At 35.9% G+C, this 25,232-nt stretch carries 29 protein-coding genes and 1 other RNA gene; 13 read left to right on the forward strand and 17 right to left on the reverse strand.

The features are described 5' to 3' along the window. Window positions 1-79 precede the first annotated feature (79 nt). The 3 genes from IEW94_RS14395 to IEW94_RS14405 are packed head-to-tail and all read left to right on the forward strand — an operon-like array spanning window position 80 to window position 1,907. Window positions 80-757 carry a DUF4294 domain-containing protein gene (locus tag IEW94_RS14395; protein WP_188654327.1) on the forward strand — a complete coding sequence of 226 codons (678 nt, stop codon included), beginning with the start codon at window positions 80-82 and terminating at the stop codon, window positions 755-757. A 9-nt stretch (window positions 758-766) separates the two neighbouring features. Next, on the forward strand, window positions 767-1,390 hold the full coding sequence (gene trhA / locus IEW94_RS14400; RefSeq protein ID WP_188654334.1) for a PAQR family membrane homeostasis protein TrhA: 624 nt from the start codon (window positions 767-769) through the stop codon (window positions 1,388-1,390). Window positions 1,391-1,415: 25 nt separating this feature from the next. Continuing rightward, the gene (locus IEW94_RS14405; RefSeq protein ID WP_188654336.1) at window positions 1,416-1,907 is read left to right on the forward strand and encodes a GNAT family N-acetyltransferase; all 492 of its coding nucleotides are present in this window, start codon (window positions 1,416-1,418) and stop codon (window positions 1,905-1,907) included. Here IEW94_RS14405 and IEW94_RS14410 read toward each other — a convergent pair whose 3' ends face one another. From IEW94_RS14410 to IEW94_RS14420, 3 genes are read right to left on the reverse strand one after another with little or no spacing between them, the layout of a single operon-like run. Next, the gene (locus IEW94_RS14410; RefSeq protein WP_188654338.1) at window positions 1,908-2,336 is read right to left on the reverse strand and encodes a DUF4268 domain-containing protein; all 429 of its coding nucleotides are present in this window, start codon (window positions 2,334-2,336) and stop codon (window positions 1,908-1,910) included. After that, window positions 2,336-3,007, reverse strand: coding sequence for a ZIP family metal transporter (locus tag IEW94_RS14415; RefSeq protein ID WP_188654340.1), 672 nt, complete (start codon window positions 3,005-3,007; stop codon window positions 2,336-2,338). The genes IEW94_RS14410 and IEW94_RS14415 overlap by 1 nt, the downstream gene beginning before the upstream one ends. Before the next feature lie 6 nt (window positions 3,008-3,013). Beyond that, entirely contained in the window at window positions 3,014-3,745 is a 732-nt protein-coding gene (locus IEW94_RS14420) for a class I SAM-dependent methyltransferase (RefSeq protein ID WP_188654342.1), read from the reverse strand. Between the two features lie 263 nt (window positions 3,746-4,008). On the opposite strand from IEW94_RS14420, the gene IEW94_RS14425 reads away from it, so the two are divergent. Further along, entirely contained in the window at window positions 4,009-5,166 is a 1,158-nt protein-coding gene (locus IEW94_RS14425) for a THUMP domain-containing class I SAM-dependent RNA methyltransferase (protein ID WP_188654344.1), read from the forward strand. Between the two features lie 304 nt (window positions 5,167-5,470). Here the strand turns inward: IEW94_RS14425 and IEW94_RS14430 are convergent, their stop codons facing one another. Continuing rightward, window positions 5,471-6,247 (reverse strand): hypothetical protein, encoded by a 777-nt coding sequence (locus tag IEW94_RS14430; protein WP_188654346.1) that lies wholly within the window; start codon window positions 6,245-6,247, stop codon window positions 5,471-5,473. 235 nt (window positions 6,248-6,482) lie between these two features. Between IEW94_RS14430 and IEW94_RS14435 the strand changes: the two genes are divergently transcribed. Further along, window positions 6,483-6,662 carry a hypothetical protein gene (locus IEW94_RS14435; protein WP_188654348.1) on the forward strand — a complete coding sequence of 60 codons (180 nt, stop codon included), beginning with the start codon at window positions 6,483-6,485 and terminating at the stop codon, window positions 6,660-6,662. An 18-nt stretch (window positions 6,663-6,680) separates the two neighbouring features. Here IEW94_RS14435 and IEW94_RS14440 read toward each other — a convergent pair whose 3' ends face one another. Together IEW94_RS14440 and IEW94_RS14445 are read right to left on the reverse strand one after the other, a co-directional pair. After that, on the reverse strand, window positions 6,681-7,256 hold the full coding sequence (locus tag IEW94_RS14440; RefSeq protein WP_188654350.1) for an acyl-CoA thioesterase: 576 nt from the start codon (window positions 7,254-7,256) through the stop codon (window positions 6,681-6,683). A gap of 48 nt (window positions 7,257-7,304) precedes the next feature. Next, entirely contained in the window at window positions 7,305-8,513 is a 1,209-nt protein-coding gene (locus tag IEW94_RS14445; protein ID WP_188654352.1) for an acyltransferase family protein, read from the reverse strand. Window positions 8,514-8,682: 169 nt separating this feature from the next. On the opposite strand from IEW94_RS14445, the gene IEW94_RS14450 reads away from it, so the two are divergent. Next, window positions 8,683-9,723, forward strand: coding sequence for an endonuclease/exonuclease/phosphatase family protein (locus IEW94_RS14450; RefSeq protein WP_188654354.1), 1,041 nt, complete (start codon window positions 8,683-8,685; stop codon window positions 9,721-9,723). A 26-nt stretch (window positions 9,724-9,749) separates the two neighbouring features. On the opposite strand, the gene IEW94_RS14455 is transcribed toward IEW94_RS14450, so the two are convergent. The 5 genes from IEW94_RS14455 to rlmD form a co-directional block, all read right to left on the reverse strand. Then, the gene (locus IEW94_RS14455) at window positions 9,750-10,181 is read right to left on the reverse strand and encodes a universal stress protein (protein WP_188654356.1); all 432 of its coding nucleotides are present in this window, start codon (window positions 10,179-10,181) and stop codon (window positions 9,750-9,752) included. Window positions 10,182-10,287: 106 nt separating this feature from the next. Further along, window positions 10,288-10,719, reverse strand: a complete 432-nt coding sequence (locus IEW94_RS14460; protein WP_188654358.1) for a universal stress protein — start codon at window positions 10,717-10,719, stop codon at window positions 10,288-10,290. A gap of 141 nt (window positions 10,720-10,860) precedes the next feature. After that, entirely contained in the window at window positions 10,861-11,592 is a 732-nt protein-coding gene (locus IEW94_RS14465) for a DUF6048 family protein (RefSeq protein WP_188654360.1), read from the reverse strand. Next, window positions 11,558-12,100, reverse strand: coding sequence for a DUF6452 family protein (locus IEW94_RS14470; protein ID WP_188654362.1), 543 nt, complete (start codon window positions 12,098-12,100; stop codon window positions 11,558-11,560). The genes IEW94_RS14465 and IEW94_RS14470 overlap by 35 nt, the downstream gene beginning before the upstream one ends. Before the next feature lie 20 nt (window positions 12,101-12,120). Continuing rightward, complete coding sequence (gene rlmD, locus IEW94_RS14475; protein ID WP_188654364.1) at window positions 12,121-13,545, reverse strand: 23S rRNA (uracil(1939)-C(5))-methyltransferase RlmD; 1,425 nt, start codon at window positions 13,543-13,545, stop codon at window positions 12,121-12,123. A 233-nt stretch (window positions 13,546-13,778) separates the two neighbouring features. On the opposite strand from rlmD, the gene rocD reads away from it, so the two are divergent. After that, entirely contained in the window at window positions 13,779-15,056 is a 1,278-nt protein-coding gene (gene rocD / locus IEW94_RS14480) for an ornithine--oxo-acid transaminase (protein ID WP_188654366.1), read from the forward strand. 68 nt (window positions 15,057-15,124) lie between these two features. Here the strand turns inward: rocD and IEW94_RS14485 are convergent, their stop codons facing one another. Beyond that, a complete protein-coding gene (locus IEW94_RS14485) occupies window positions 15,125-15,451 on the reverse strand; it encodes a CCC motif membrane protein (protein WP_188654367.1) in 327 nt (108 codons plus the stop codon). A gap of 5 nt (window positions 15,452-15,456) precedes the next feature. Beyond that, window positions 15,457-15,747 carry a DUF2752 domain-containing protein gene (locus IEW94_RS14490; RefSeq protein ID WP_188654369.1) on the reverse strand — a complete coding sequence of 97 codons (291 nt, stop codon included), beginning with the start codon at window positions 15,745-15,747 and terminating at the stop codon, window positions 15,457-15,459. A 139-nt stretch (window positions 15,748-15,886) separates the two neighbouring features. On the opposite strand from IEW94_RS14490, the gene IEW94_RS14495 reads away from it, so the two are divergent. Together IEW94_RS14495 and IEW94_RS14500 are read left to right on the forward strand one after the other, a co-directional pair. Beyond that, window positions 15,887-16,084: a hypothetical protein gene (locus tag IEW94_RS14495; RefSeq protein ID WP_229669539.1), complete on the forward strand. Its 198-nt coding sequence runs from the start codon at window positions 15,887-15,889 to the stop codon at window positions 16,082-16,084. Then, window positions 16,084-16,644, forward strand: coding sequence for a DUF8465 domain-containing protein (locus IEW94_RS14500; protein WP_188654371.1), 561 nt, complete (start codon window positions 16,084-16,086; stop codon window positions 16,642-16,644). The genes IEW94_RS14495 and IEW94_RS14500 overlap by 1 nt, the downstream gene beginning before the upstream one ends. On the opposite strand, the gene IEW94_RS14505 is transcribed toward IEW94_RS14500, so the two are convergent. After that, complete coding sequence (locus tag IEW94_RS14505; protein WP_188654372.1) at window positions 16,641-17,543, reverse strand: hypothetical protein; 903 nt, start codon at window positions 17,541-17,543, stop codon at window positions 16,641-16,643. The genes IEW94_RS14500 and IEW94_RS14505 overlap by 4 nt on opposite strands. A 100-nt stretch (window positions 17,544-17,643) precedes the next feature. Here IEW94_RS14505 and IEW94_RS14510 point away from each other — a divergent pair, with 100 nt between their 5' ends. Continuing rightward, a complete protein-coding gene (locus IEW94_RS14510) occupies window positions 17,644-18,789 on the forward strand; it encodes a cysteine desulfurase family protein (protein WP_188654374.1) in 1,146 nt (381 codons plus the stop codon). On the opposite strand, the gene IEW94_RS14515 is transcribed toward IEW94_RS14510, so the two are convergent. From IEW94_RS14515 to IEW94_RS14525, 3 genes are all read right to left on the reverse strand, one after another. Beyond that, window positions 18,786-19,955 (reverse strand): endonuclease/exonuclease/phosphatase family protein, encoded by a 1,170-nt coding sequence (locus IEW94_RS14515; RefSeq protein WP_188654376.1) that lies wholly within the window; start codon window positions 19,953-19,955, stop codon window positions 18,786-18,788. The two genes, IEW94_RS14510 and IEW94_RS14515, sit on opposite strands and share 4 nt — an antisense overlap. Before the next feature lie 85 nt (window positions 19,956-20,040). Beyond that, entirely contained in the window at window positions 20,041-22,461 is a 2,421-nt protein-coding gene (locus IEW94_RS14520) for a TonB-dependent receptor (RefSeq protein WP_188654436.1), read from the reverse strand. A gap of 54 nt (window positions 22,462-22,515) precedes the next feature. Continuing rightward, window positions 22,516-24,201, reverse strand: a complete 1,686-nt coding sequence (locus IEW94_RS14525; RefSeq protein WP_188654378.1) for a M23 family metallopeptidase — start codon at window positions 24,199-24,201, stop codon at window positions 22,516-22,518. 223 nt (window positions 24,202-24,424) lie between these two features. Here IEW94_RS14525 and IEW94_RS14530 point away from each other — a divergent pair, with 223 nt between their 5' ends. The 3 genes from IEW94_RS14530 to ssrS all read left to right on the forward strand — a co-directional run bounded on the left by IEW94_RS14530 (window position 24,425) and on the right by ssrS (window position 25,186). Further along, on the forward strand, window positions 24,425-24,715 hold the full coding sequence (locus tag IEW94_RS14530; RefSeq protein ID WP_188654380.1) for a coiled-coil domain-containing protein: 291 nt from the start codon (window positions 24,425-24,427) through the stop codon (window positions 24,713-24,715). A gap of 15 nt (window positions 24,716-24,730) precedes the next feature. After that, entirely contained in the window at window positions 24,731-25,024 is a 294-nt protein-coding gene (locus IEW94_RS14535) for a cell division protein ZapA (protein ID WP_188654382.1), read from the forward strand. 55 nt (window positions 25,025-25,079) lie between these two features. Then, a non-coding RNA gene (ssrS, locus tag IEW94_RS14540) (6S RNA) lies at window positions 25,080-25,186 on the forward strand. Window positions 25,187-25,232 lie beyond the last annotated feature (46 nt).

Genomic DNA, 25,232 nt, shown 5'->3' on the forward strand with positions numbered 1-25,232 from the left:
TAAATAATTATCAAAAATTTAAGGCGTTAAAGCCTGTAAATTATTAATTTTGATTATTAATGACGCCACAATTTTTACAATGAATTATTTGCCCTACATAATTTTGTTGTTTCCGTTGGTAATGTTTTCGCAAGAGAATAATACCGTTGAGAAAGATTCAACCGAGTATGATTATTATATTGTTGAAGGCGATTCTATTCCAAGGGAAACCATAGACCTTGATGAGGTTTATGTACTCAATAAATTAAAGTTTGACAGTCCTGAGGATAGAATGCGGTATTTGATTTTACGGCGTAAAACCATTAAAGTTTATCCGTATGCCAAAATGGCTGCAGACCGTTTGGATTCCTTAAATGCCCGTTTGGACAAACTTAAAACCAAAAGAGAAAAGCGACAATATACCAAGCTTATTCAAAAATATATTGAAGGTGAGTTTTCTGAAAAACTTAAAAAATTTACGCGTACTGAAGGTCAGATATTAATCAAATTGATTCATAGACAAACAGGTGAAACCACTTTTGATTTGGTAAAAGAACTTAAAAGTGGCTGGACAGCGTTTTGGTACAATACAACTGCCAGTATGTTTGATCTGTCTTTAAAGCAAGGTTTTGATCCAGAACATGTTAAGGAAGATTATTTGATTGAGGATATCTTGCAACGTAACTTTTTGAGTGGTGCGCTGGAACGTCAGGAACCTGCCATAAAATTTGATTTTTATGAATTGACCGAAAAATGGTTACATAAAAAAAAGCCCTAATAGTTCTTCATGAAACTACAATCACCTTTTGAGGAAAAACTAAATGCCATAACACATGCGTTAGGTGCTGTCTTGGGGATTATTGCTTTACTACTGCTCATTATATTTGATTCCCACAAAACACCCTGGAGCCGTTTTAGTGTCATTGTCTATGGGCTATCCATTATTATATTGTTTTCGGCATCTACCTTGTATCATGCTGTTAAAGACGAAAACAAAAAACATTATTTTAGGATTGTTGACCACATTAGTATTTACCTGTTAATAGCCGGTACTTACACACCGGTCTTGCTTATAACTTTAAACCATAGTTTGGGGTGGACTCTGTTTTGGGTGGTTTGGGGCATAGCTGCTTTTGGTGTTGTGCTCAAATTATTTTTTACGGGCCGGTTTGAGGTATTTTCCACCTTGTTGTATTTGGTTATGGGCTGGTTGATTATTTTTGATTTTTCAAATCTTTCCAATGCTATTGGTAATGGAATTTTGTGGCTGTTTGCGGGTGGCATGGCGTACACTTTGGGAATTGTTTTTTATGTGGTTCACCGCATACCGTATAATCATGTTATTTGGCATTTATTTGTGCTAGCAGGAGCTATTTGTCATTTTTTTATGATATTCTTGTATATTATTTAATAACCCAAACTGGATTTAAAAATTTATGATTGAATTTATACCAGCTGATACCAAGGAACAGTTTGGCCAAATAGCTAAATTGGCCGATACAATATGGCGAGAATATTACACGCCCATTATTGGTATTGAACAGGTGGAGTATATGATTGAAAATTTTCAATCATCAGATATTATGTATACCCAATATGCCAACGGGTTTGAGTATTTCATGATTTATTACAACAATCATTTTGTGGGCTACATAGCTATTCAAAAGCAAAAGAAAAAATTGTTTGTTAGTAAGTTTTATATTTCAAAACAATATCGGGGCAAAAAAATAGGGAAGGCAGCCATGGCATTTGTAGAGGAAAAAGCCATTAAAATGGATTGTAAGGCCATCAAGCTTTATGTCAATAAAAATAATGCCAATTCCATCGCGGCTTATGAAGCCTTAGGGTTTGAAAACATCAAATCTGCGGTAACCGATATTGGAAATGGCTTTATCATGGATGATTATAAAATGGAGAAACGACTATAATCAATCCACCAAAATATCCTTGTAATCCTCAAAAAACGATTCAAACAATCCCATTTTTTGATTAAAAAATTCCATTACCTCACGCCACGAGTTCTTGTTGTGAATGGATACTTTTTGTTCTAAAGGCACATAAATTCTGGAAATTTCTTTTTCATTGTCCAAAATATAAGTCTCCTCAAAAATGGCATCTGGTAAATAATCTGCTTTTAAAATGGATTGCAACGATTGCAGTTTTTCCCAATAGGTTATGCGGTTCTCTAAATCGTCTTCTAAATCTAAAGCCACCAAAGCCGACTTGGTATCAAAATGGAATTTAAAGCTAAATCCTTTTATTTTGGTATCGTATAAAATCCATTTTCTTGGAAACGACTTTCCAAAACTGGTCCAAAACGCGTGTCGTAATTGTCGTGATTCTTCTTTACTGAACATTACATAAAGTAAGCAATGGCAACAGCCGCCATAATGGTTATCAGTTTGGTTAAATTAAATTTGTGGTTCTCATTGCTTTCAAACAAAATCGTGGTTGAAATATGCAAAAAGATACCAATGACCACTGCCGATATTTGATAATAATAAACCTGAACCATATCAAAATTTTCAGAAAGCAACACGCCAATCGGGGTCATAATGGCAAATAATACCAAGAAAAAAGCAATCTTGATTTTACTTAATTTTGAAGCTAAAAAGAATGTCGATAAAATAATGGCAACCGGTAGTTTGTGCACAATAATACCATAAATCAAATTATGGTGCGCCTCAATGGGAATCCCTTCCAAAATGGAATGGATACTTAAACTGACAAACAACAACCAAGGAAATAGGTTGCTTTCCTTATTTAAATGCACATGCCCGTGTTCGGCACCTTTTGAGAAAAACTCCAAAATAATCTGGAGCAAAATTCCCACCATGATAAACAACCCAATGGATTTATCATTGTTTTGGTACACTTCAGGCAAAAAGTCAAAAACGGTAATGGACAGTAAAAAAGCCCCACTAAAGGCCAACAGCAACTTGAGATTTTTGCGCTGCGAAGGTTTTAATACCACCACAATCAAAAATCCTAAAAGCACACTAACAACCGGAAGTATTAAATTTAACATAGCAGATTATTTAAAAATCATGACCAAACGCTCAGACGTTTCAGGTTTAAATTTATTCAATTTATAATCACCAAATACATCCAGTAAATATACACCAGCTTTTTCAAACAACAACTCAAAATCCTGCAATGAAAATGCTCTCACGCGTTCTTGAAATGCGAAGCTGTTACCATCATGGTCAAACTCAATATCCTTTACAATATAACCGTCACGCACATAACGCCTTAAAAAAAAGGTAATGCCATCAACCACTTTCATCTCTTCGGGTACTAGGTTATCAATCACAAAGTTGGAGTTCATAAAATCAATCACCGCAAACCCTGTTGCATTGAGTTCTTTTTTAATAGATTTAATGGTCTTTAGGTTGTCAATATCCTCATCAAAATACCCAAAGCTGGTAAACAGGTTAAAAACCGCATCAAATTTTTGGTTAAACGGTTTGCACATATCATGCACCTTAAAATGCAAGCTCTCATTTTCAAACTGTTTGGCAAATGCAATACTGTTACCAGACAAATCCGCACCGGTCACATCATATCCCAAGGTATTCAAGTACACCGAATGCCGTCCTTTACCACAGGCCAGGTCCAAAATAGTACCACCTTCAGGAATGTTCAGGTATTCCGTAAGCGTATCCATAAAGGCATGCGCTTCGGTATCATCCCGGTCCTTGTAAAGTATGTGGTAAAATGGTGTATCAAACCACGATGAAAACCATTTTGTATGCTCTGTTGTCATATTACATATTATGGGGTTCCCGCACCAAGGCGCGGTCAGGTTTTCCGCTATATCTTTAAAAAAACGCACTCGTCATTACGAGGAGTGAAACGACGTGGTAATCCCTATAATTGATTAGTAGATTGCCACAGCAAATAAAATTTGCTTCGCAATGACGTTTTTGTTTTTTTAAAGGATGCCGCTGCAACCCTTAACCTAAAAGCAAATAAACATTTAGATTGCCGCAAAATTAAGTTATTTTTGTAATCTATTTAGGATAAATAATGGAGAATAATTTTAACATGTTGGCCAAAACCCTCTTTGGCTTTGAAGATTTATTAGCAAAAGAACTTACCCAACTTGGGGCACAAGACGTTAAAACAGGCGTTCGCAGCGTTAGTTTTGTTGGCGATAAAGGCTTTATGTACAAAGCCAACCTGGGATTGCGCACCGCTATAAAAATCCTGAAACCCATTGCTAGCTTTAGGGTCAATGGCGAACAGGACTTGTATAACAAAATCCATGAGATGCCTTGGGAAGATTACCTGAAACCTACAGGAACCTTGGCCATTGATGCCACTATTCATTCCGATTTATTTACTAACTCCCTCTACATTGCACAAAAGACAAAAGATGCCATTGTGGACCGTTTTAGGGAGCAAACCGGCGAACGCCCCAATGTGGATTTAAAGTTCCCTGATTTAAAAGTGAACATTCATATAGATAGAAAGCAATGCACCGTGTCTTTGGATTCCTCAGGCGATTCCCTGCACAAGCGCGGTTATAAAACAGCCACCAATATTGCGCCCATAAATGAAGTGTTGGCTGCTGGGCTCATCATGCTATCCGGTTGGGATGGCCAAAGTGATTTTATGGATCCCATGTGCGGTAGCGGCACCATTCCTATTGAGGCGGCTATGATAGCCTGTAACATTCCGCCAAACCTGATGCGCAAGGAATTTGCCTTTGAGCGTTGGCAGGATTGGGATGTGGACCTGTTTGAAAAAATTGAGGAATCCTTACTGGGTAAAACCCGCGATTTCCATTATAAAATTATTGGGTATGACAAAGCACCTAGTGCGGTTGCCAAAGCCAAGGAAAACGTGAAGAATGCCCAGCTTGATGATTTTATAGAGATTAAGCACGAAGACTTTTTCAAGACCCAAAAAGGCGGTGAGGGGAAATTGCACATGGTGTTTAACCCACCGTATGGCGAGCGCTTGAATTTGGATATGGAAAGTTTTTATAAAAGCATTGGCGATACACTGAAGCAAAACTATCCGGACACCGATGCCTGGTTTATTACCAGTAACCTGGATGCCTTAAAACATGTGGGATTACGCCCTTCCAGAAAAATACACTTATACAATGCCAAATTGGAAGCCCGTTTGGTAAAATACGTGATGTACGAAGGCAGCAAAAAAGGGAAGTATATGAAGTAGACGTCATTGCGAGCGTAGCGAAGCAATCTATTTATCGTTTAATCAGTATCTATGAACTTTACAAACAGTGAGATTACGACGTCATTCGTTCCTCATTCCTCGTAATGACGTGTGATGTAAGAAGGCAGTAAAAGGGGAAGTATAGGAATTGAATTTTGGAGTTTCGTTTATAGGTGAGTATATGCAAAGTAGACGATTGCGGACTTTAAACTAATCAAACCGTTACAATTTTGAAGCGGGCTAAAACCTTTGTGTTTATTACTATCTCTCCAATTTTGTATATACATTGTTAGCAAAAGTTTTTTCAATTTTCATTTATTGAGTCAAATTTAGGTACAAATTCAGATGGTATTCGATTGAAGATATTTCTTAATCCAGAAGATATAGAACCTATAAAAAATATAACTATTACAATAGGAATGAATAGAATAACATATAATTTCCATACTGTATTATTCATAATTTTTCTTGGTAGACCAATGGTATTATCAAATAATTTATCAGCATAAAATTCTGAGGTATGTTCTCCATTCTTAATTTTATTAACACCTTTTATTGAACCTTCTATTGATATTTCATCGCTGGGTAATCCATCATGGTAAATACGAAACTTCATTCCTTGATTTTTGTCTATGTAGTCAAAATCAAAAAATACAGAGTTAGTTTCATTCTCAACATAAGTAGTAAAACCATTAATTGAATTTTTTTCAAATACAATATCAGCCCCCAATATTTTAATTTCTTTTGGAAAATTAATTCTTAATCTGTCTTTTTCAACGATATCATTTTTATTAATTGTCATTTTTCCCTTATTCCAAAAAGAAACATTTGTTATAGTCAATTTCTCAACTTTTTCCCCTTTATAATCAATTGACAGGTCTTTAAGTGATTTCTTGTTACCTTTAAAAAGATTAAAAGATCTCAATAGATAAACAGGCTCCTTCTCTTTTTTACTTTTAACATACAAAATAATTGAAATTAAAATACTTAATATTGCTAATATTAAGAATACAAAATTCAATATGTCATTTTGACTTAATGTATTGAAAAAATCTCTTAATAAACTAATTACTTTATCCATTTTTTTATTTTAATTTTTGTTAAAGAATTGATATCAAATGGTTTTAATATTTAAATCAGCCGGAAAGCTAAGTTAGATTTTTCTTACCAACAACACTATACGCACTGATAAGTATTTTCAAACAGATATTAACTTTTTATGTCAAAAAATCAAATAAACAGTTTAAAGTATGACCAATATTAGTTTTTATAAAAAACAATATCAATAGCTTTGTGTAAGTTTAAAACCACTTATTATGAGCCATTCTAAAGTATGTATGGTGTGCAAAAAATCATCAGCAGACACACCAGTTACCAAATTTCACTATAAAGACAGTGCCTTTTATATTTGTCCGCAACATTTGCCTGTGTTAATCCATAACCCACAAGAATTGGTCGGGCTACTGGATGGCGCCGATACCATGCAAGGTGGGTAATGGTTAAGTGCATGATTTTTAATTATTTAAGGTTTCTTTGGCATTAGCTAAAGCTAACTCACTATCAGTGCGTTTTAAAATATTATAATCGTTCATAAAGAATTCCAGTACTTCTGAGGACACAGCCATTTCAGGTTTTAATAGGCCACTATTGGAAATAATGGATCGTATATCCTGGATTTTATGTTTTTTCCAAAAACCAACTTTGGTAAAGCCAATGGCACAAACATGATTGTTTTGTGTAAATACCTGACGGTGGTAAACCCAATTATCATCCCAGCCTTCAAGCTTGAGTGTCACACTGAATTTAGACCACCGTTTTAATGGTTTTTTATAGATGATTTTTTGTGAACCTATGACAGGAAACATGCCTTTTTTTACCGAGTTTTTATATAGTTTTGAACGAAACATGACTTCTAAGCGGATTAAATCCATATAGTAAAAATATCTTGAGTTGGCCATATAGTTTAAGGCATCACAGTCTAAGATACTAACTATACGGCTTCTGGTAAAATCAGATTCCAAATTGACTGGTTTCCAAAAGAAATTTGAACATACATACACGTAAATAATATGTAACCAATAATAAATCATACAGACATATTTTTTAGTAGCTTGTCGTTAAAAAAGAAGCTTATCAATTTAAGCATTGACGGGTTTAAGCGTTTCATTTAAACGGACTTCTGGTTTAATATCCTTAAGGTTTCTTGAATATTTCCTTCCATTTAAAAACTTGCCAATAAAACTAGCTCTCACAAAATAATGGTAGGTTGCAAAACAAACAAACGCGGTACCCATCGCTACAAGTACAAACTTTAAAAAGGCAGGTATGGCTAACCCAAACAGCAAACTTGGTAAAAAGGCAGTTAAGGGTAAATGTAGTAAATAGACCCAATAAGACGAATCTGACACATAGCGCATAACTGCTGAATGATTACTGCCATACCGAATAAAAAGCCCTGTAAATCCAAAAATAAACAGCCACACATTTACAGCTTTTATAGCCATGATAAGCTCAAGAGACATATTAGAGGTATCCATTAAAAAATAGCTTGTAAAAAGTATGATTCCTAAAACAGTAAAAATCCAATCATAGGTCATAAAACTGTTTAAGTAAGATTTAGATTTGAACAAAATCCATCCAAAGAAATAAAAGAACGCATAAAAAATAAACGTATTAAAATCGGGGGTAAAACTCAATGATGTAGCAACCCAAGAGCGATTCATGATTAATAATATCAAAAAAGTTACCAGAGAAAACAGGAATAATTTAAGTAGGGGTCTTTGAATAATAAATGTAAATACCAAACTTGATTTGTTAGTAAACCAAGGCAGCTTTTTAAAAGCCAATCCAACAATAAATGAGGTTATTGAAAATAAAACCAAATAGTACAAAAACCATAAATGCATGGTATGTCCCGGAATAAAAGCCTTTAAACTTGAAAACAGTTCTATAGCTATAGTAAAAGGATGGTTTCCGTTTGCAAAAACAATGCTGGAATAAGTAAATGCTATTATAACTAAAGGCCATAATAAAACCACAAATACTAGAAATGGTAACAGAATGCGGTTTGTTCTGTTTTTTATCATTTTAATGGAAGATCGCTCATGAAATAACAACGATGCAAAAAATCCAGCTACTACAAAGAAAATGGGCATTCTAAATGAATGAATAGAGCTCGATATCCAATCTAAATATAAACTGGTACTCAAAGGGTCTTTTAATGGCCATGATGCACCATAATCTGCTACAACATAGGTATTGGCAGAATGTAATACAATGCCTAGCATCATCATAATAGCCCTTAAAGAATCTAGAGCGTGCAGCCGTTCTGTTTTTTGTGAATTCATTTTGGTTGGTTTTCGGTTGGTTTATAGTTTACTAATATATAATTTATTGATTATAAAACAAATACATACTTATGAGTACTTTTTCCCAAAAAGGAATTATTCTGTTTTAATATCACTGATTATCTTAAGAATCAATATATTAGTCCATAGATATTAGCTTTATAAAATTATGAGTAAAGAACTATATTTTAGGGGCTTAAAGGTCATTAGACGTACCATGGCCATAAGTTTTGGATGTTTAGTATTGATGTTATTAATGACTAACTGTGTTAGTATAGCGGTTAATACAACGTCTGAAACGGCTCCTCAAACTTCATCAAAGAAAGCGAGTGTGCGTGTGTTTTCTTGGAATGTATCTGCAGATGCTTTTGTTAGAGACCCCGAGACTTTTAGGGCCTTTGTAAAAAAATCACAAGCCAATATATTATTGTTTGATGAAGTGGCTCCATTTACCAATACGGATCAAATACTGAGCGCTATAAAGGGAACAGCTTTAAACCATAGTGATGACTGGTATATCAATTTTGGACAAAGTGGTGGTCGTCAACGTGATGTGATTGTTAGTCGTTTTCCACAAGAAAGTTTACCAGAATTCTCTAGGATAGTTCCATATCCTGAATTTGAGAAAGACCAATTATGTAAACGAATGATTGAAGCAGATAAGCTTAAATATGTTAAAAGTTTAGAGGATGGCATTCCTGTTAATGGCGTTATTATTACTGATGGCAATGATAAATTATTGGTGGTTTCAATAGATTTGGAATGTTGTGGGAATGATCCTGATAGCTGGGAGGAAGATAAACGTCGGATTGAAACACGCGAAATCCGAAGACTTATTAAACAAGTGCTTAACCGAACCCATGTAGACGGTATTATAGTAGCTGGCGACTTTAATTTGGTAAGTACAGGCATTCCGTTAGTGAATATTTCCGGGCCTTATGAACCGCCTCATGCTGGATTGATAGCTGCAGAACTTTATCATCAAGATGGACTTACTATGTGGACATGGGATGGCAGGGGAACACCATTTCCTTCAAGAGCTATGGATTTTGTGTTCTATAGTCCGAATTCCATGAAATTAAAATCAGGTTATATTCTAAATACTGAAGACTTTTCACCTAGCGAACTTGAACAAATGGGCGTTCAACAAGAATCTTCTTCAAAAATGTCTGAACACTTACCTGTAATAGCAGAATTTGTGTGGCAATAAACCGTAAATGCTTTTTATTATTATCCCTATTTAGATGGAACGACCATCACTGGTATTTTGGAATGCCTAATGACGTGTTCCGCCACGCTGCCCACTAAAAGATGTAGTAAACCGGTTCTGCCATGGGTTCCCATGATGATTAAATCGGCTTCCCAAACGGTGGCCGTTTTAAGGATATCCTTTGTAGGCAAGCCTTCGGGCATGAATTTCATGACTGCGTCACCGTCATACATGGCGGCCAGTTCATCAAGTGTTTGTTCGGCTTCTTTTTTTAAAACGAGCAATGATTGCTCCGCAGAAATACCAGCATCTATGTTACCCAAGGCTTTAGAGGTGTCCACTACATATAATAAGGCAACCTCGGCGTGAAGCTGATGAGCCATTTCAAACCCTTTTTTTGCCGCTTGCATGGAGTATTCACTACTGTCAACCGCTATGAGTATTTTTGAGTAAGACATGGTTTTATAGTGCTAGGCTTTATTCACACTAATTTACGAATTTACACAATAGCATGCTACAAATTAGGGCATTACTTTATGTGATGGGTAAGAGCTGTAAATAAGTCTATTTTGAAGGATACACCATAACAGGTATTTTAGAGTGACGGATGATGGATTCTGAAACGCTCCCCACTAAAAGATGCATGAGTCCTGTTCTACCATGGGTACCTAAAACAATCAAGTCGGCTTCCCATTTTTCAGCGGTTTTAATGATGTCTTTTGTGGGAATACCTTGTGGCATAAACTTAACGACTTCTTTTCCAGTATGCAAAGCGGCTAGTTTATTGAGCGTTTGTTCGGCTTCCTTTTTAAGTAAAAACAAAGCTTGTTCTGGATACACACCGGTGTCTATATTGGCAACCGCCTTAGAAGTGTCAACCACATACAGGAGTGCAACCGTGGCATCCAATTGTTCGGCTAATTTAAACCCATTTATTGCAGCTTTTTCAGAAAATTCACTATTGTCAACGGCTATTAAAATTTTAGAATATAACATAATTTGTTTTTTTTGCTTTTAATGAAATGGATTGAAATTAATATAGGTCTAAATTACAAAAATACATGAACAATACCAGAAAATACGGCTTAGTTTACCGAACTAATTGGTATTCAAAATAAAATAACCAAACGAGTATTGTTACTTTTTATTCTTTTTATACAACGGAATTAAATAGGATATGGTGTAGCCATATCCTACGCCAACCTTACTGCTGTCATAGGTTTTATGGAACCCAGGAATATAGATATTTTGAAAGTTGGTCGGTTTGGTTTCATTGACCAAACCTTTCAATTGGGCATTCAAACCTAAGTACAGGTTGTTGAACAGTTCTACTTTAATTCCTAGGATAAGCTCAGCCCAAATGGCTGTAAGGCCACTAAAGTTTTGGCTATCAGTTGTTGAAAATTGGGGCTGCCAATATTGGTCTGTACTGTATACACTGTAACTGTTCAAGGTTTGGCTAAAAGTACTGGCTCCAATACGAAAACCCGCAAAAATCATGTTGTCCATGTCTAGCCAGTTTCTGTACATATTATAGTCAACACCTGCTTTTATATAACTCCCTTTGCTGGTAACATCCAAATAATTGGTAGTTGTGTGTTTGTCTTCAATTCCCAATTCGCCGGCTATGTACAAATTGTTTTTTATCCTGTAATCGCCATTGACCTCAAATCCGGAATAATTATTATCCGTAAAAGATCGAATGAGTTTTCCAACATCACCACCAATCCGAAGGCCGTACTTGAGTTTTATTGTTGTGGAATCATTTACTGCGCTGATAATACTGTCGTTTTGGGCATGTACCGACATACCAAACACCAACAGCATTATAAGGCTAATGAAATAACTTGAAATGTGCTGCTGTCTCATCTTCTACAGATTGGTTGTCGGTTAATGATTCTTTTGATTGTATCCAGTTGTCACCATCAGATTCAATGGTCAAAGTCACGTTTTTAAAAATGGTTTTGTAACCGCAGGCACGTGATACATACACTTGCTCTGTACTGTAATTTAACGTAATGATATCTTCATTACCACCTATAACATCATCATTTGGGTCATCAGGAGTACCGTTATCACTATACGTGTAATCTTTGTGAAGTTTGTATTGTGTACTATTGCCAATGGTTTTTAAAGGTAATACTATTGAATCGGTAGAGACCACATTGTAGTCGGTTAATGGGTTATCGTTACCAACTCCTTGAGCTCGAAATTTAAAAACCTTTTTTTTGTTTTCCGGGATGGAAATATCATAAAACCTGATAATCAAACTGGGAGTAGTTGGGGTGCTTTCTGGGCAAATATCGTCGGGTTCACAACCCATGGATAAAATAGTGAGAACGCCAAAAAAAATGGCTAGTCCTTTGTAGTAATTCATGTGTTTTTTATTCTTCAAAATTAAGTTGTTAATTCTGACCGTTTTTCCAAAAGTACAACATTTTCTACATGAAATGTCTGTGGGAACATATCAACCGCTTGTACCTTGGTAACTTTATACATGGTATCCATCAACGCTAAATCACGTGCTTGTGTGGCACTGTTGCAACTGACGTATACCACTTTTTTGGGCGCAATATTCAGGATTTGTTGTACCACATCCTTATGCATGCCATCCCTTGGCGGATCGGTTATAATAACATCTGGTTGGCCATGCGCCGCAATAAAGGCCATATTGAATACTTGTTTCATATCACCCACAAAAAAGTCAACGTTTGTAATGCCATTTAATTGTGCATTTTCCTTGGCGGCTGCAATAGCATCAGGAACGGCCTCAACACCAATCACTTTTTTTGCCTGTTTGGCTACAAACTGGGCTATGGTGCCTGTGCCGGTATATAAATCGTAAACCAATTCGGTTCCGGTCAGTCCGGCAAAATTTCTGGCTATTTTATACAATTCATAAGCCTGATCAGAATTGGTTTGGTAAAAGGACTTGGCATTGATTTTAAATTTCAAACCTTCCATCTCCTCAAAAATATGATCAGCGCCTTTATAGCAAATCACGTCTTGGTCATAAATGGTATCGTTGGCCTTTTCATTGATAACATATTGTAAAGACGTTATTTCAGGAAAGCTGTCTGCAATAAAATCCAACAACAACTCACGTTTTGATTTATCATCTTTAAAAAACTGAATCATCACCATAATATCCCCAGTACTTGAGGTACGGATCATCATGGTACGTAACAGACCTGTTTGATTGCGGGTATTGAAAAATGCCAAATCATGTTCAACAGCAAATTGCTTAACAGCATTGCGTATAGCATTGGATGGGTCTTCTTGTAAATGACAGGTGTTGAGGTCCAGAATTTTGTCCCACATGCCCGGAATATGAAATCCTAAGGCATTTTTGTCATCTAAGTTTTTATCAGACTGAATTTCATCTTGTGTCAACCAACGGGAGTCACTAAATGAAAACTCCATTTTATTTCTGTAGAAGTACTGTTTTTTTGATCCTAAAATGGGAGTCACCTCAGGTAATTCAATATGTCCCAATCGGGTTAAATTATTAACCACCTCTTTTTGTTTGTAGTACAATTGATGTTCATACGCCATGTCTTGCCACTTACAGCCACCACAAACCCCAAAATGTTCACAAATGGGTTGTGTGCGCTTATCTGAAAGTTTATGGAAAACAGTGGCTTTGCCTTCATAATAGGCCTTACGGGCTTTAAATGTCTGTACATCCACCACATCACCCGGAACCGCATTTGGTAAAAAAATAACCTTTCCATCAGGTGCTTTGGCAATGGTTTTCCCTTTAGCGCCGGCATCAATAACCTCAATATTTGTAAAAACCTGTTTTTTCTTTTTTCTAGACATGCTGCAAAAGTAATGAAAGGAATTACGATATACGATTATCAAATTATGATTTTTTTCCGAAGGCATTTTGCTGAAATAAAAGCTGGGAATAATATTTTACAAAGCAACTAATATTTAGTAACTTGCGCACCTATCTGGGGATGATTTCTCTCCCACGCTGCTTTTTCGAATTCTTCGAAAGAATAAAGGTACAGAAGGAATGGTTATTTTATCAATTTTAAATGTTTATTAAAATGGCTGTTTTAGAACAATTAACATCTCAACAAGCAATTGAATTAGAAAACAAGTACGGAGCTCATAATTACCATCCGCTTCCTGTGGTTTTGACTAAGGGAGAAGGCGTTTACGTTTGGGACGTAGATGGCAAACGGTATTATGACTTTTTATCGGCTTACTCGGCCGTAAACCAAGGGCATTGTCACCCAAAAATTGTCAATGCCATGATTAAACAGGCACAAACCTTAACCTTAACATCCAGGGCATTTCATAACGATATGCTGGGAAAATTTGAAAAATTTGCCTGCCAGTTTTTTGGTTTTGATAAATTATTGCCCATGAACACTGGTGCCGAAGCAGTTGAAACGGCATTAAAACTATGCAGAAAGTGGGCCTATGAAGTTAAAGGCATAGCTGAAAATGAAGCAGAAATCATTGTTTGTGAGAATAATTTCCATGGACGAACAACCACTATTATATCTTTCTCAAATGATCCTGTTGCACGTCGCCATTTTGGGCCCTTTACCAAAGGGTTCATTAAAATAGAATACGATAATTTAGTTGCCTTGGAAAATGCTTTAAAGAACAATCCGAATGTTGCTGGATTTTTAGTGGAACCCATTCAAGGAGAAGCGGGTGTTTATGTGCCCAGCGAAGACTATTTAACCAAGGCAAAAGCACTTTGTGAGCAATACAACGTTTTGTTTATTGCCGATGAAGTACAAACCGGTATTGCAAGAACGGGAAGGTTATTGGCCACTTGTGGTAATTGTTCCTGTGAGAGCAAAAACTGTTCTGGCTCACCCGATGTGAAACCGGATATTCTTATTTTAGGAAAAGCCATAAGCGGCGGTGTATATCCAGTCTCTGCTGTTTTGGCAAATGATGATATCATGAATGTGATTAAACCAGGAAACCATGGCAGTACATTTGGAGGAAATCCTGTAGCTGCTGCAGTGGCCATAGCAGCCCTTGAAGTGATTCGTGATGAAAATTTGGCGGACAATGCCTTTCAACTAGGAAACTTATTTAGAAGTGAATTGCAAAAATATATTGATACCAGCAGTATTGTTAAGCTTGTTAGAGGTAAGGGTTTGCTGAATGCCATTGTAATCAATGATGATGAGGATAGCGATACGGCTTGGAATATCTGTTTAGCATTGCGTGATAATGGCTTGTTGGCCAAGCCAACCCATGGTAATATTATAAGATTTGCACCGCCTCTGGTTATGACTAAAAACCAGTTATTGGAGTGTGTGAGTATCATTATAAAAACACTCAAACAGTTTGAATAATATTTAAGAAACAGACAATAAAAAAGCGGCCATTAAGCCGCTTTTTTTATTTGATAAGATAAAATTCATTAAGCATGTTGCATTTGTTCCAACCATTGGCGTTGCATTTCTTCCATACCTTCTGCACCTACTGTAGCATAAAAGTAAATAACAGCAATAAGATAACAAACGCTAAGAATAACACCAATTATAGCAAGTATTCTCCCAGTTTTAACATTAGAAAAACCTGTGTACTCTTCAGGGTTTCCTGCATATATTTTTGTGGCTTTGTTTGCTAAAACGATAGCTACAACACCTAAAATCAAACCAATGACTCCATAGCAGCAGCAGGTTAAAATAGATAGTATTCCGAAGACTAGAATAAGCGTTGAATTGGGTAGTTTTTGTTTTTCCATAATGATTAATTTAAGTGTGTTATTTTAACGACATAGCTGACTACTACAATGATGACATTGAGAATAATCAGTCCCATTTTGATTTTATAATCGTGTTTGAATTTTACAAAGAGGTTAAAAACCAGGAATAGTGCCAGAATAAAAAGCGTATATATGGCTGGATACATATGATATGCAGCAGTAAACTGACCATGAACAACAAGTGCTAATGACCGTTGCATACCACAACCAGGGCATTCCACACCAAAAAGTGTTTTGTTTAAACAAGGCAACATATAATCGTTTAATCCGGACATGGGTCTGTGTTGATGTAGCTAATATAGTAAAAGGAGCTATTTCAAAAAACATCCTAATCAATAAATTGAAATTATAAGCTCTTCAAACTATATTTATTTACGTAATTTAGTTTTTTCAAAATAAAAAAGGTAAACAATAATGAAATATATAAACTATATCTTGATTGTGGTGGGAGCTGTTGTGTCCATTTTTGCTGAATCTGGACCAGGTCAAAACGAGTATGTTTTAATAGGAGGAATTGCCCTTTTGATGATTGGTGTTTACCGAATCTCAAAGACCATCCCCAGCAAACATGAAGCTGATGATAACAACGACTTTGTTAAAGAGGAAGACTAATGGATTTTAAAGTAGGTGATTCTGTATTGGTTATTGATGAGGATTTGTCAGGAACCATTACAGAAGTTAAAGGCAACGTGGTTACCATTCTAACCAAAGATGGATTTCCATTGGAGTTTAAAACCTCTGAAATTGTTAAAAGCAAGCCGTCCCAAGATTTTAAAAAGGAATTATTTACACATTCCAATCTTGACGAGGTTATTTCAGAAAAAGAAAAACCATCCAGAAAACAAACTGTAAAAACAAAAGCAAAAGAACGTTACCAACCCACTATGGAAGTGGATTTACATATCCATCAATTGGTGAGTTCAACAAAAGGGATGACCAATCATGATATGTTGACCCTACAACTGGATACGGCCAGACGCCAACTGGAATTTGCCATTAAAAAACGCATTCAAAAAGTGGTGTTTATCCATGGTGTGGGTGAGGGTACCCTAAAGTTGGAGCTAGATTATTTATTTGGCAGATATAACAATGTCAAGTTTTACGATGCCAATTTTCAAAAATATGGCTTAGGCGCCACCGAGGTATATATTTACCAAAACGTTCCTAGTTAATTAAAAGGAGGTATTATAGTATAGGATTCTGATAATGAACTGTCTTCCAATGTTCCAAAATCCATGGTCTCTTGATAAATGTTTTCCAATGAAATGTTATTGACTATCATGGTGACCAAATAAGTTTTATAAATGGTTTGAGACCTATAAGCCGTAGCAGGAACTTGTGTGGCAACATCCGGATTTAAATAATCAGCACCGACGTCAATGTTTGTAACATCATTTCCTGGGTTTTGGTCTTGCGAGTCATTTTCCTCATCTCGGGTTAAGATGCCATCACCGTCATCATCAGTATCTAAATAATCAGGAGTGCCATCACCATCGGTATCTTGGGCGTCATCAAGATTGCCATCTTTATTGGGGTCAGGATTTTCATCTTTTGTTAGGACGTTATCACCATCGTCATCAGCATCTTTATAGTTAGGAATGCCATCGCCATCGGTGTCTAGTAACTCGCCATTACTGTCTAATACATATTCCAAATCATAAGGAACACCATCTTTGTCATCTTCGGTTAACGTGGCTGTAATAACAGCTTCAGCTGAACTTTCTGAATCATTGGTTATTTGTAGGTCTGAAGGCGGTATGTCACTGCAAAACAAACCAGATGGCAATGTAGTATTGCTGTAAGTTCTATAATTAAACGTGCTGCCGGTTTTGGTTATGATGGTATCCTTGCCTTTAAAGCTCAATATATCTTCAAGTTTTAAGGATTTTATAAGCACCGATAAGGATTCTGAAGGATCTTTTTTTGTTTTGTAAAACACAAGATTACTCACGCCATCACAAGCTTTAAAAGTGGTGTCAAAATCAAATGTAACATCTATAATATTACCATCGTTACAAGATGATACTGCGAATAAGCTTAGGATACATGCAATAAAAAATCTGTTGCGCATTGGATTTGGATTTTGACAAAAATAATGGAATTGTTATTTATAACGCAGCATATTGATAATAATTTTATTTCAAGTATTTTTGCATTCCAAAGTATTTAAGATGACACAAGTTTATTTAGATAATGCCGCAACCACCCAAATTAGGGATGAGGTTATTGATGCCATGACCAAGGTCATGAAGCAACATTATGGCAATGCGTCATCTACCCATAGTTTTGGAAGGTCTTCTAAATCACTTATTGAAAAGTCCAGAAAGACAATTGCCAGTTATTTAAATGCCTCAGCAGGAGAAATTGTATTCACTTCTGGTGGTACTGAAGCCGATAATTTGGTTTTAAGAAGTGCTGTTAGGGATTTGCAGGTGGAGCATATCATTACCTCACGGATTGAGCACCATGCCGTTTTGCATACCGTTGAACAACTTCAAAAGGAATATCATATTTCCATTAGTTATGTAAACATAGATGCCACGGGACAAGTGGATTTTTCTCATCTTGGGGAATTACTACAAAACCCCAAAAAAACACTGGTTAGCTTGATGCATGTTAACAATGAGATTGGAAATCTTTTGGATATCCAACGCGTTGCCGATTTATGTAAAGCCAATAAAGCCTTGTTCCATAGTGATACGGTGCAATCTGTTGGACATTATGAACTGGACCTACAAAAGATACCTATAGACTTTTTAGCTGCTAGTGCCCATAAGTTTCATGGACCAAAAGGCGTTGGGTTTGCCTTTGTTAGAAAAAACTCAGGTTTGAAACCTTTGATTTTTGGAGGCGAGCAGGAGCGTGGCTTGCGTGCGGGCACTGAGAGTGTTCATAATATTGTAGGTATTGAAGAAGCCTTAAAATTGGCCTATTCAAATCTAGAAACAGAGCGTGCTTATATTGAAGATTTAAAGCGGTATTTTATTGACAAACTGAAAGCAGCCATTTCAGGAGTGACATTTAATGGCTGTTCTGGTGATATGGAAACTAGCACGTATACCTTGGTAAATGTCTGTTTGCCCGTTTCGGTTGAAAAATCAGCTATGTTGTTATTTCAACTTGACTTAAAAGGTATAGCATGCTCTAAAGGCAGTGCTTGCCAAAGTGGAAGTACCCAAAGTTCTCATGTCTTGGCAGAACTGTTAAGCGATGCCGATTTACAAAAACCTTCCATACGGTTCTCATTCAGTAGTTACAATACCAAGGAAGAACTTGATTACGTGATTGAAATCTTAAAGGAATTTACTGACCATTAATGCGATAAAACAAGTTTTCTTGTTGCTATAACCTGATTGCCTTGCGATAGCCTTGCAAAGTAAATGCCTTGCGATATGCCTTTTGGATGCCATTTAAACGATGATTGTCCCTGATCTAAGTTTTTTAAAAACACGGTTTGCCCTAAAATATTAACGACTTCAAGTTTGTAGTTTCTATTTGAAAGCGAGAAACTAAACGTCGTTTCGTATCTAAAAGGATTGGGATAATTTGTTAAAGAAGTTGTTTTATTGAAGCTAAGATCTTCAGTGCCTAAGTTTGAATCTATTGTCAGTTTTAATGCAACAGGTCTGTGGTCACTTACATTTGTGTCATATTCGGTAAAACCACCCGATAAATAATCATCCACTTTTATGGTTTGAATGTTTGCACTAGGCAATGCAAACTCGTCAAATAACTCATTTGTAATCAAAATATGGTCTAAATGTGAAGGCCAAGACGGATACGACCAATCAGTGCTATTTCCTGAAGCAATATCATAATCTGTGAACAAATAATCGGCTGAATCGTCTAAAATATTTTGGAACACATTGTTGCTTGGTGAATCTGTTAATTCATCATTCATATCGCCCAAAACAATAACGTTTTCATTTTGAAGATTGGTATCAATATAGCTTTTCAATAAATTAATAGCTTCATAGCGTCTGTATTCTTCATCACTAGAATTGTTTAATACTAACACGCCATCACCACAACATTTTAAATGGTTGTTAATAATGTAAACATGTTGGTTGTTATAAGTAATATCAATAACCATAGGCGCTCTTGGAAAGGTGTTCCAATATTGTGAGGTGTCATATATTCTGTAGATAGCATTGATTTCAACCACACTAGGTTTGTATAAAATAGCTAGACCATCATAGTAGGTAGATTCTATATAGCCATTATAATTTGAAAGTGAATTAGTGAGTTGGTTAAAGGCAGGTATATCAGTTATTTCTTGGATAACCACCATGTCAACATCAAGAGCATCTATTATTTGTGACACATAATCAACGGTTTGCTGATTGTTTTTTGGAAACGTTTCAAGATTCCATGTCATGATTTCAAAAGTGTCATTGGTTCCAAAAGACAAATCGTTTAAGGTTTGTCCGTTTATGATTTGGCAGAATATTAAAAATGCCAAAAAGGGGTAAAGATGTTTCATGTTATAAAACGGAAAAATGATGGTTCAAAATAAATTTGAGGGATACAAATTTAAGCTTAAAAATGATGTTGACCCAAAAATTAATTTAAAACTTCATAGTTGTTCTAACATTAAAAACACGAGGCGTGAGGTAATTGGGAATAGCGTATTGACGTTTACTGTAAACATCTCTTACCCAGGTATTGGTAATGGAGTTTTGTACATCAAACATGTTGAAGATTTCAAACCCAAAGGACAATTCCTTAAATGGCTTTTTCCAACCACTTTTGAATTGTTTGTTCTCATCAACAATGACAAACTGCAAGCCAAGATCTGCACGTTTATAGGCCGGTAATCGGTTTTGGTACTCGTAGGGATCTGCATAACTTGGCGAACCACCAGGAACACCTGTATTGTAAACCAGATTCAGGTACATTTTCATACTGGGAATATTGGGCACATAATCTTGGAACAGGGCTGCAAACTTCAAGCGTTGGTCGGTAGGTCTTGATATGTAACCTTTATTATCAATATTTTCTTCTGTTTTTAAATATCCAAAACTAAACCAGGATTCCGTTCCAGGGACAAATTCTCCATTAAGACGCATGTCCAATCCGTATGCATAGGCTTTTGCATTATTGGTGGCACTGTAACGAATGCGGACATTTTCTAAAGTATATGGGTTGACATCCGATAGATGTTTGTAATAAGCTTCAGTGGTCAGTTTAAAAGGTCTGTCCCACATTTTAAAACTATAGTCATTTCCTAAAATGACATGAAAGGATTTCTGCGCTTTTACATTGGGCTGAACGGTTCCTGATGAATCACGAAGCTCCTTATAAAATGGTGGTTGGTAATACATCCCGGCAGCAATTCTAAAGAGCATGTCTTTTTCCCAAAATGGTTTGATGGCAAATTGTGCTCGCGGACTAAAAACCGTTTGGTTTGAAGTAGCTATGCCATTGCCTTGAACAGACCAATTATGAACCCGTACACCAGCATTGTACCAAACATCACTGGTTCCTAAAGTAGAGCGTTTGCTCCATTGTGCGTAGGCTTGTATTCTGTTTATCTGGGCCTTGTTGGTTGCTCTAACATTTTGAAAAGGTTCAATAGGGCCACTGTAGGGTGCATAAGGTTGTTCGTTTACTGGAATTGTTTTTGGCGGTCTGATGGAAAATCCTGCTGAATCTATCATTTCCCATTCCACCAATCGGTCGCGAACATCTTCATGTGTGTATTTAAGAGACCATTCAATTTGATTTTTATTGATGTTATAGGTTCCTTTGTGTTCAATAGTAGTGAACAACGCATCCAAATCATTTCTGCCGTGGTTTAATTGACTACCAATACCCTTACTGAAATCGACTTCCCCTAAATTTTGGTCACCAATATTAGTATTCACTTCACCCAAATTGTATTGTGCAAAAATATCAAAGTGTTCTTCTTCAGTGGTGTGATAGGTTGACGCAATCAAATGCATGGTTAGGTTTTCGTTGACAAAATAAGTACCATTAAATGCACCAAACAGGGTTTGGTATTGGTCTTTTTCTTGTCCTTCATAATAGACAATCAATGCCATTGGATCAGTTAAAGTACCAAAATTTGTTTGTCTGGTCTGTGGTTGGTAATTGTATTTGTTTAGGGATGCATTTCCTAAAAAACTCAAATGAAACTTATCGGTAAATTTATAGGTTAGATAGGTTTGAACATCAGCAAATGTTGGGTCATAATTGGTCTTGGTTTCTTTGGCGTTTACCAACAAACTGTTGTCACGATAGCGCAAACCAACAATGCCTGAAAATTTAGAATCTTTACTAACGTTTTCAACGGAAATACTGCCACCTAACAGACTTAAATCTGCATTGGCTTCAAATTGATAGGGCGTTTTGTAAGTGATATCCAAAACCGAAGATAGTTTATCTCCATATTTAGCTTGAAATCCACCAGCTGAAAAGTCAACATTCTGAACTAGATCGGTATTTACAAAACTCAAGCCTTCTTGCTGACCCGAACGCACCAAAAACGGGCGATAGACTTCAATGCCGTTGACATACACCAAATTTTCATCAAAATTACCACCTCTAACAGCATATTGTGTGCTGAGCTCATTATTATTGTTTACGCCTGGTAAGGTCATCAATAAGTTTTCAACACCTGCATTGGCACCTGGTATTTTACGGATAGTTTCTGGGTTAAGCGTGGTGATGCCTTCAACATCATGCTGTCTTTTGCCAGTGACAACTACAGTTGCAATTTGTTCTACAGACGGGCTCATGACCGGATTGAACTCTAGTGTTTCCCCATTTTTCAGGTTAAAAATACTTTCAACTTTTTTATAACTAATGTGGGTAAATTCTACTGTGACTTCTTGATTTGATGGAATTTTTAAGAGATAAAACCCATTGTCATTGGTTTGGGTTCCTGTGCTACCGGCTTTGATGTTAACATTTGCAATTGGTTCATTGTTTGCATCAAGAATAATTCCTTTGATGGTAGCGGTCTGTGAAAAACCTGTAAAAGCCATTAGAAACAACAGCAGTGTAACAATTGAAGATTTTGTGTTCAAATGCAATAAATTTTATTTTCTATAAAACAGTGCTTCAAAAGTAGAACTATTTCCAACATTATCAGTCACGATGACCTTTAAATTATTTTTCACATCGGTCACTACACCATCATTAAAATCATGGGTCAGTGTTTTGGTTTTGTAATCATACTCCATTAAAATCCATTTGCCGTTTACGGTTGCCCTGTAATTTGAAATACCAGATAACTCATCATCAATTTTAAGTTTTAAAAACCTATAGTTGCTCAACCATTGTCCGTCTTTAAAGTTGATTGGGCTGATTGTAGGCTTTATGTTATCTGTAGTAAGTGCATAAGTACCAAGCGTTTTGGTATACGTGTACAGGATATCTCCTTTTCTTTTGGTTGGTGAATAGGATGGATAGTTTTTATAGCCTAATAATTCTGCAATGTATAATTTGTTTTTATCGGCATCAGCATAGTTGCTAACATCATAACTAATAGTGATGCTTTTCTTTAAGGGTATAACATCCTTATCAAGTTTTAAGGTGTCATTATCTACATGAAAATCAATATAAAAATCATCATAAAATGTGTCTGGATATATATCCACAGTTACATTTCCTTCCTTTAAAGTGGTTTTTTGATTTTTATAAATATAATAAGGCGTTACTTTAGGTTTCACCACTTCAAACGTATCACTTTTTTCTCCTTTTATGTTCAAGGTTACCCACGTATCATTATGTTTAAAATCTGAAACCCTGATTTTGTAAACAGAATTGGTGCTGTCATTGATTTTAATGTAGCCATTATTAATAACCGAATCAAACATGCTCAATGGATTGTTGTCCACAAACAGTTTTTGAACACGTTGGCGTTTTTCTTTATAGATTTCATAATCAATCAAGCGGTTTATGTAATTGGACTCATCAAAAGCAAATGTTCTAAAATCCAGTTCAAAATTTTTATTACCGTTAAAAAACGTTTGAATATTATAGACACCATTTTTGTTGGCGGCCAAATTTTGCCTGTCTGTAGTACCCACAGCAAAGCCTATTTTACCATAAGCTTCAATATTTTCTGCCACATAATCACCACTTTTTAGAGGAATCAGCCGTAATGGTTGTTTGGCATTTGACTTGTTCACATATGAACTGTCCCCGATGGGATAGGCATATAAATTACTGATGGTGGGCTTGACTGAATCTGCAATATCAATTCCAAACAGCATGGGATTTAAGGGATGTTCGTCCTTATCACGTATTTCAAAATGAAGGTGAGGACCACCAGAACCGCCAGTATTGCCACTGTAAGCCACAATATCACCTTGTTCAACGCTTAATTCACCAGCTTGCGGAAATAATTCAATTTCATAGGACTCCTTTTCATACTGACGTTTTTTTACATAAGCTTCAATCTCCGGATTAAAATGTTGCAAGTGGCCGTAAACCGTTGTGTAACCATTTGGATGCGTTATGTAAAGCGCCTTTCCGTAACCGTAATGGGATATTTTTATCCTACTCACAAAACCGCTAGCTGCGGCATGTACGTTTAATCCTTGTCTTTGCTGGGTTTTTATGTCCAGACCTGAATGAAAATGATTGGATCGTAGTTCGCCAAAATTACCGGCAAGAACTAAAGGAATTTCCAACGGGCTTTTAAAATAGTCCTGAGGATAATTGTTTTGGGCTTTTAAAAAGGTGCATAAAAAGAGTAGAGGGATAAGGGTAAATCTCATATATAAATAGCTTGTACCAAATTCACAGTTTTAAACGCATTATCGCCATTTGGTATTGTTGTTAAAAATATTAATTTGTTGTGAATACACAAAGAATTAAACAAAAATCAAGCCATTGCCTTGATAATGAGCGGTAAGCAACCATTTTAATTTTTTTTAGGAAAACAATTGTAATTTATACCAATCTATGTTAACTTTGTGAGATACGTATTGTAATTTGTAAATGAGTAATATTGAAGATATTGTAGATTCTCTAGAGAACAAAATTAGTAAGATATTACATAAGCTAGAGATTTTAAGGCAGACTAATTTAAAGTTAACCGATGAATTAGCCGCTTCAAAACAAAAACTTCAAGAACAAGAATTGCATATTGCAGCTTGGGAAGAAAAATATGAAGCTCTTAAAATTGCAAATACAATGCTAGGTAGTGACAACAATAAAAGAGAAACTAAGCTTAAAATAAATGCATTAATCAGGGATATTGACCATTGTATTGCTCAACTCTCAGATTAACGCTACAAAAATTCAATGTCAGAAAAGCTTAAAATAAAGCTGTCTATAGCTAATAGGGTGTATCCTTTAACCATTGAGGCAAGTCAAGAAGAAGGATTACGCAAAGCGGCTAAAAACATTGAAGCAATGATTAAACAATTTGAGCAAAGCTATTCTGTGAGAGATAAACAAGATGTTTTGGCCATGTGTGCCCTACAGTTTGCCTCTCAAGTTGAACAGAAAACAATTGATAAAGAGGTTGTTAATGAACATGTTGAGGAAAAATTAAACACACTTAATAGTTTGTTACAGTCTTACTTAGTCTCTTAGCGTTCTTTAAAATAAACTAAAAGTTACTGCCTACATTGGTTATTTTTTTTGATAAACTCAACGTTAATTCTTTAAAAAGGGTGAGTTTAAGTTGTAAAAGCAAGCTGCCCTGAGCAGATCCTTGATCAGCTTGTTAGCCCTAAACTTGTATTTAAGGAGTTTATACAAAATTTTAAACTGGTGTAGGCTTTTTTATATACATAAACTA

Source organism: Yeosuana aromativorans, assembly GCF_014646655.1.
In the GTDB taxonomy this organism is placed as follows: Bacteria; Bacteroidota; Bacteroidia; order Flavobacteriales; family Flavobacteriaceae; genus Yeosuana; species Yeosuana aromativorans.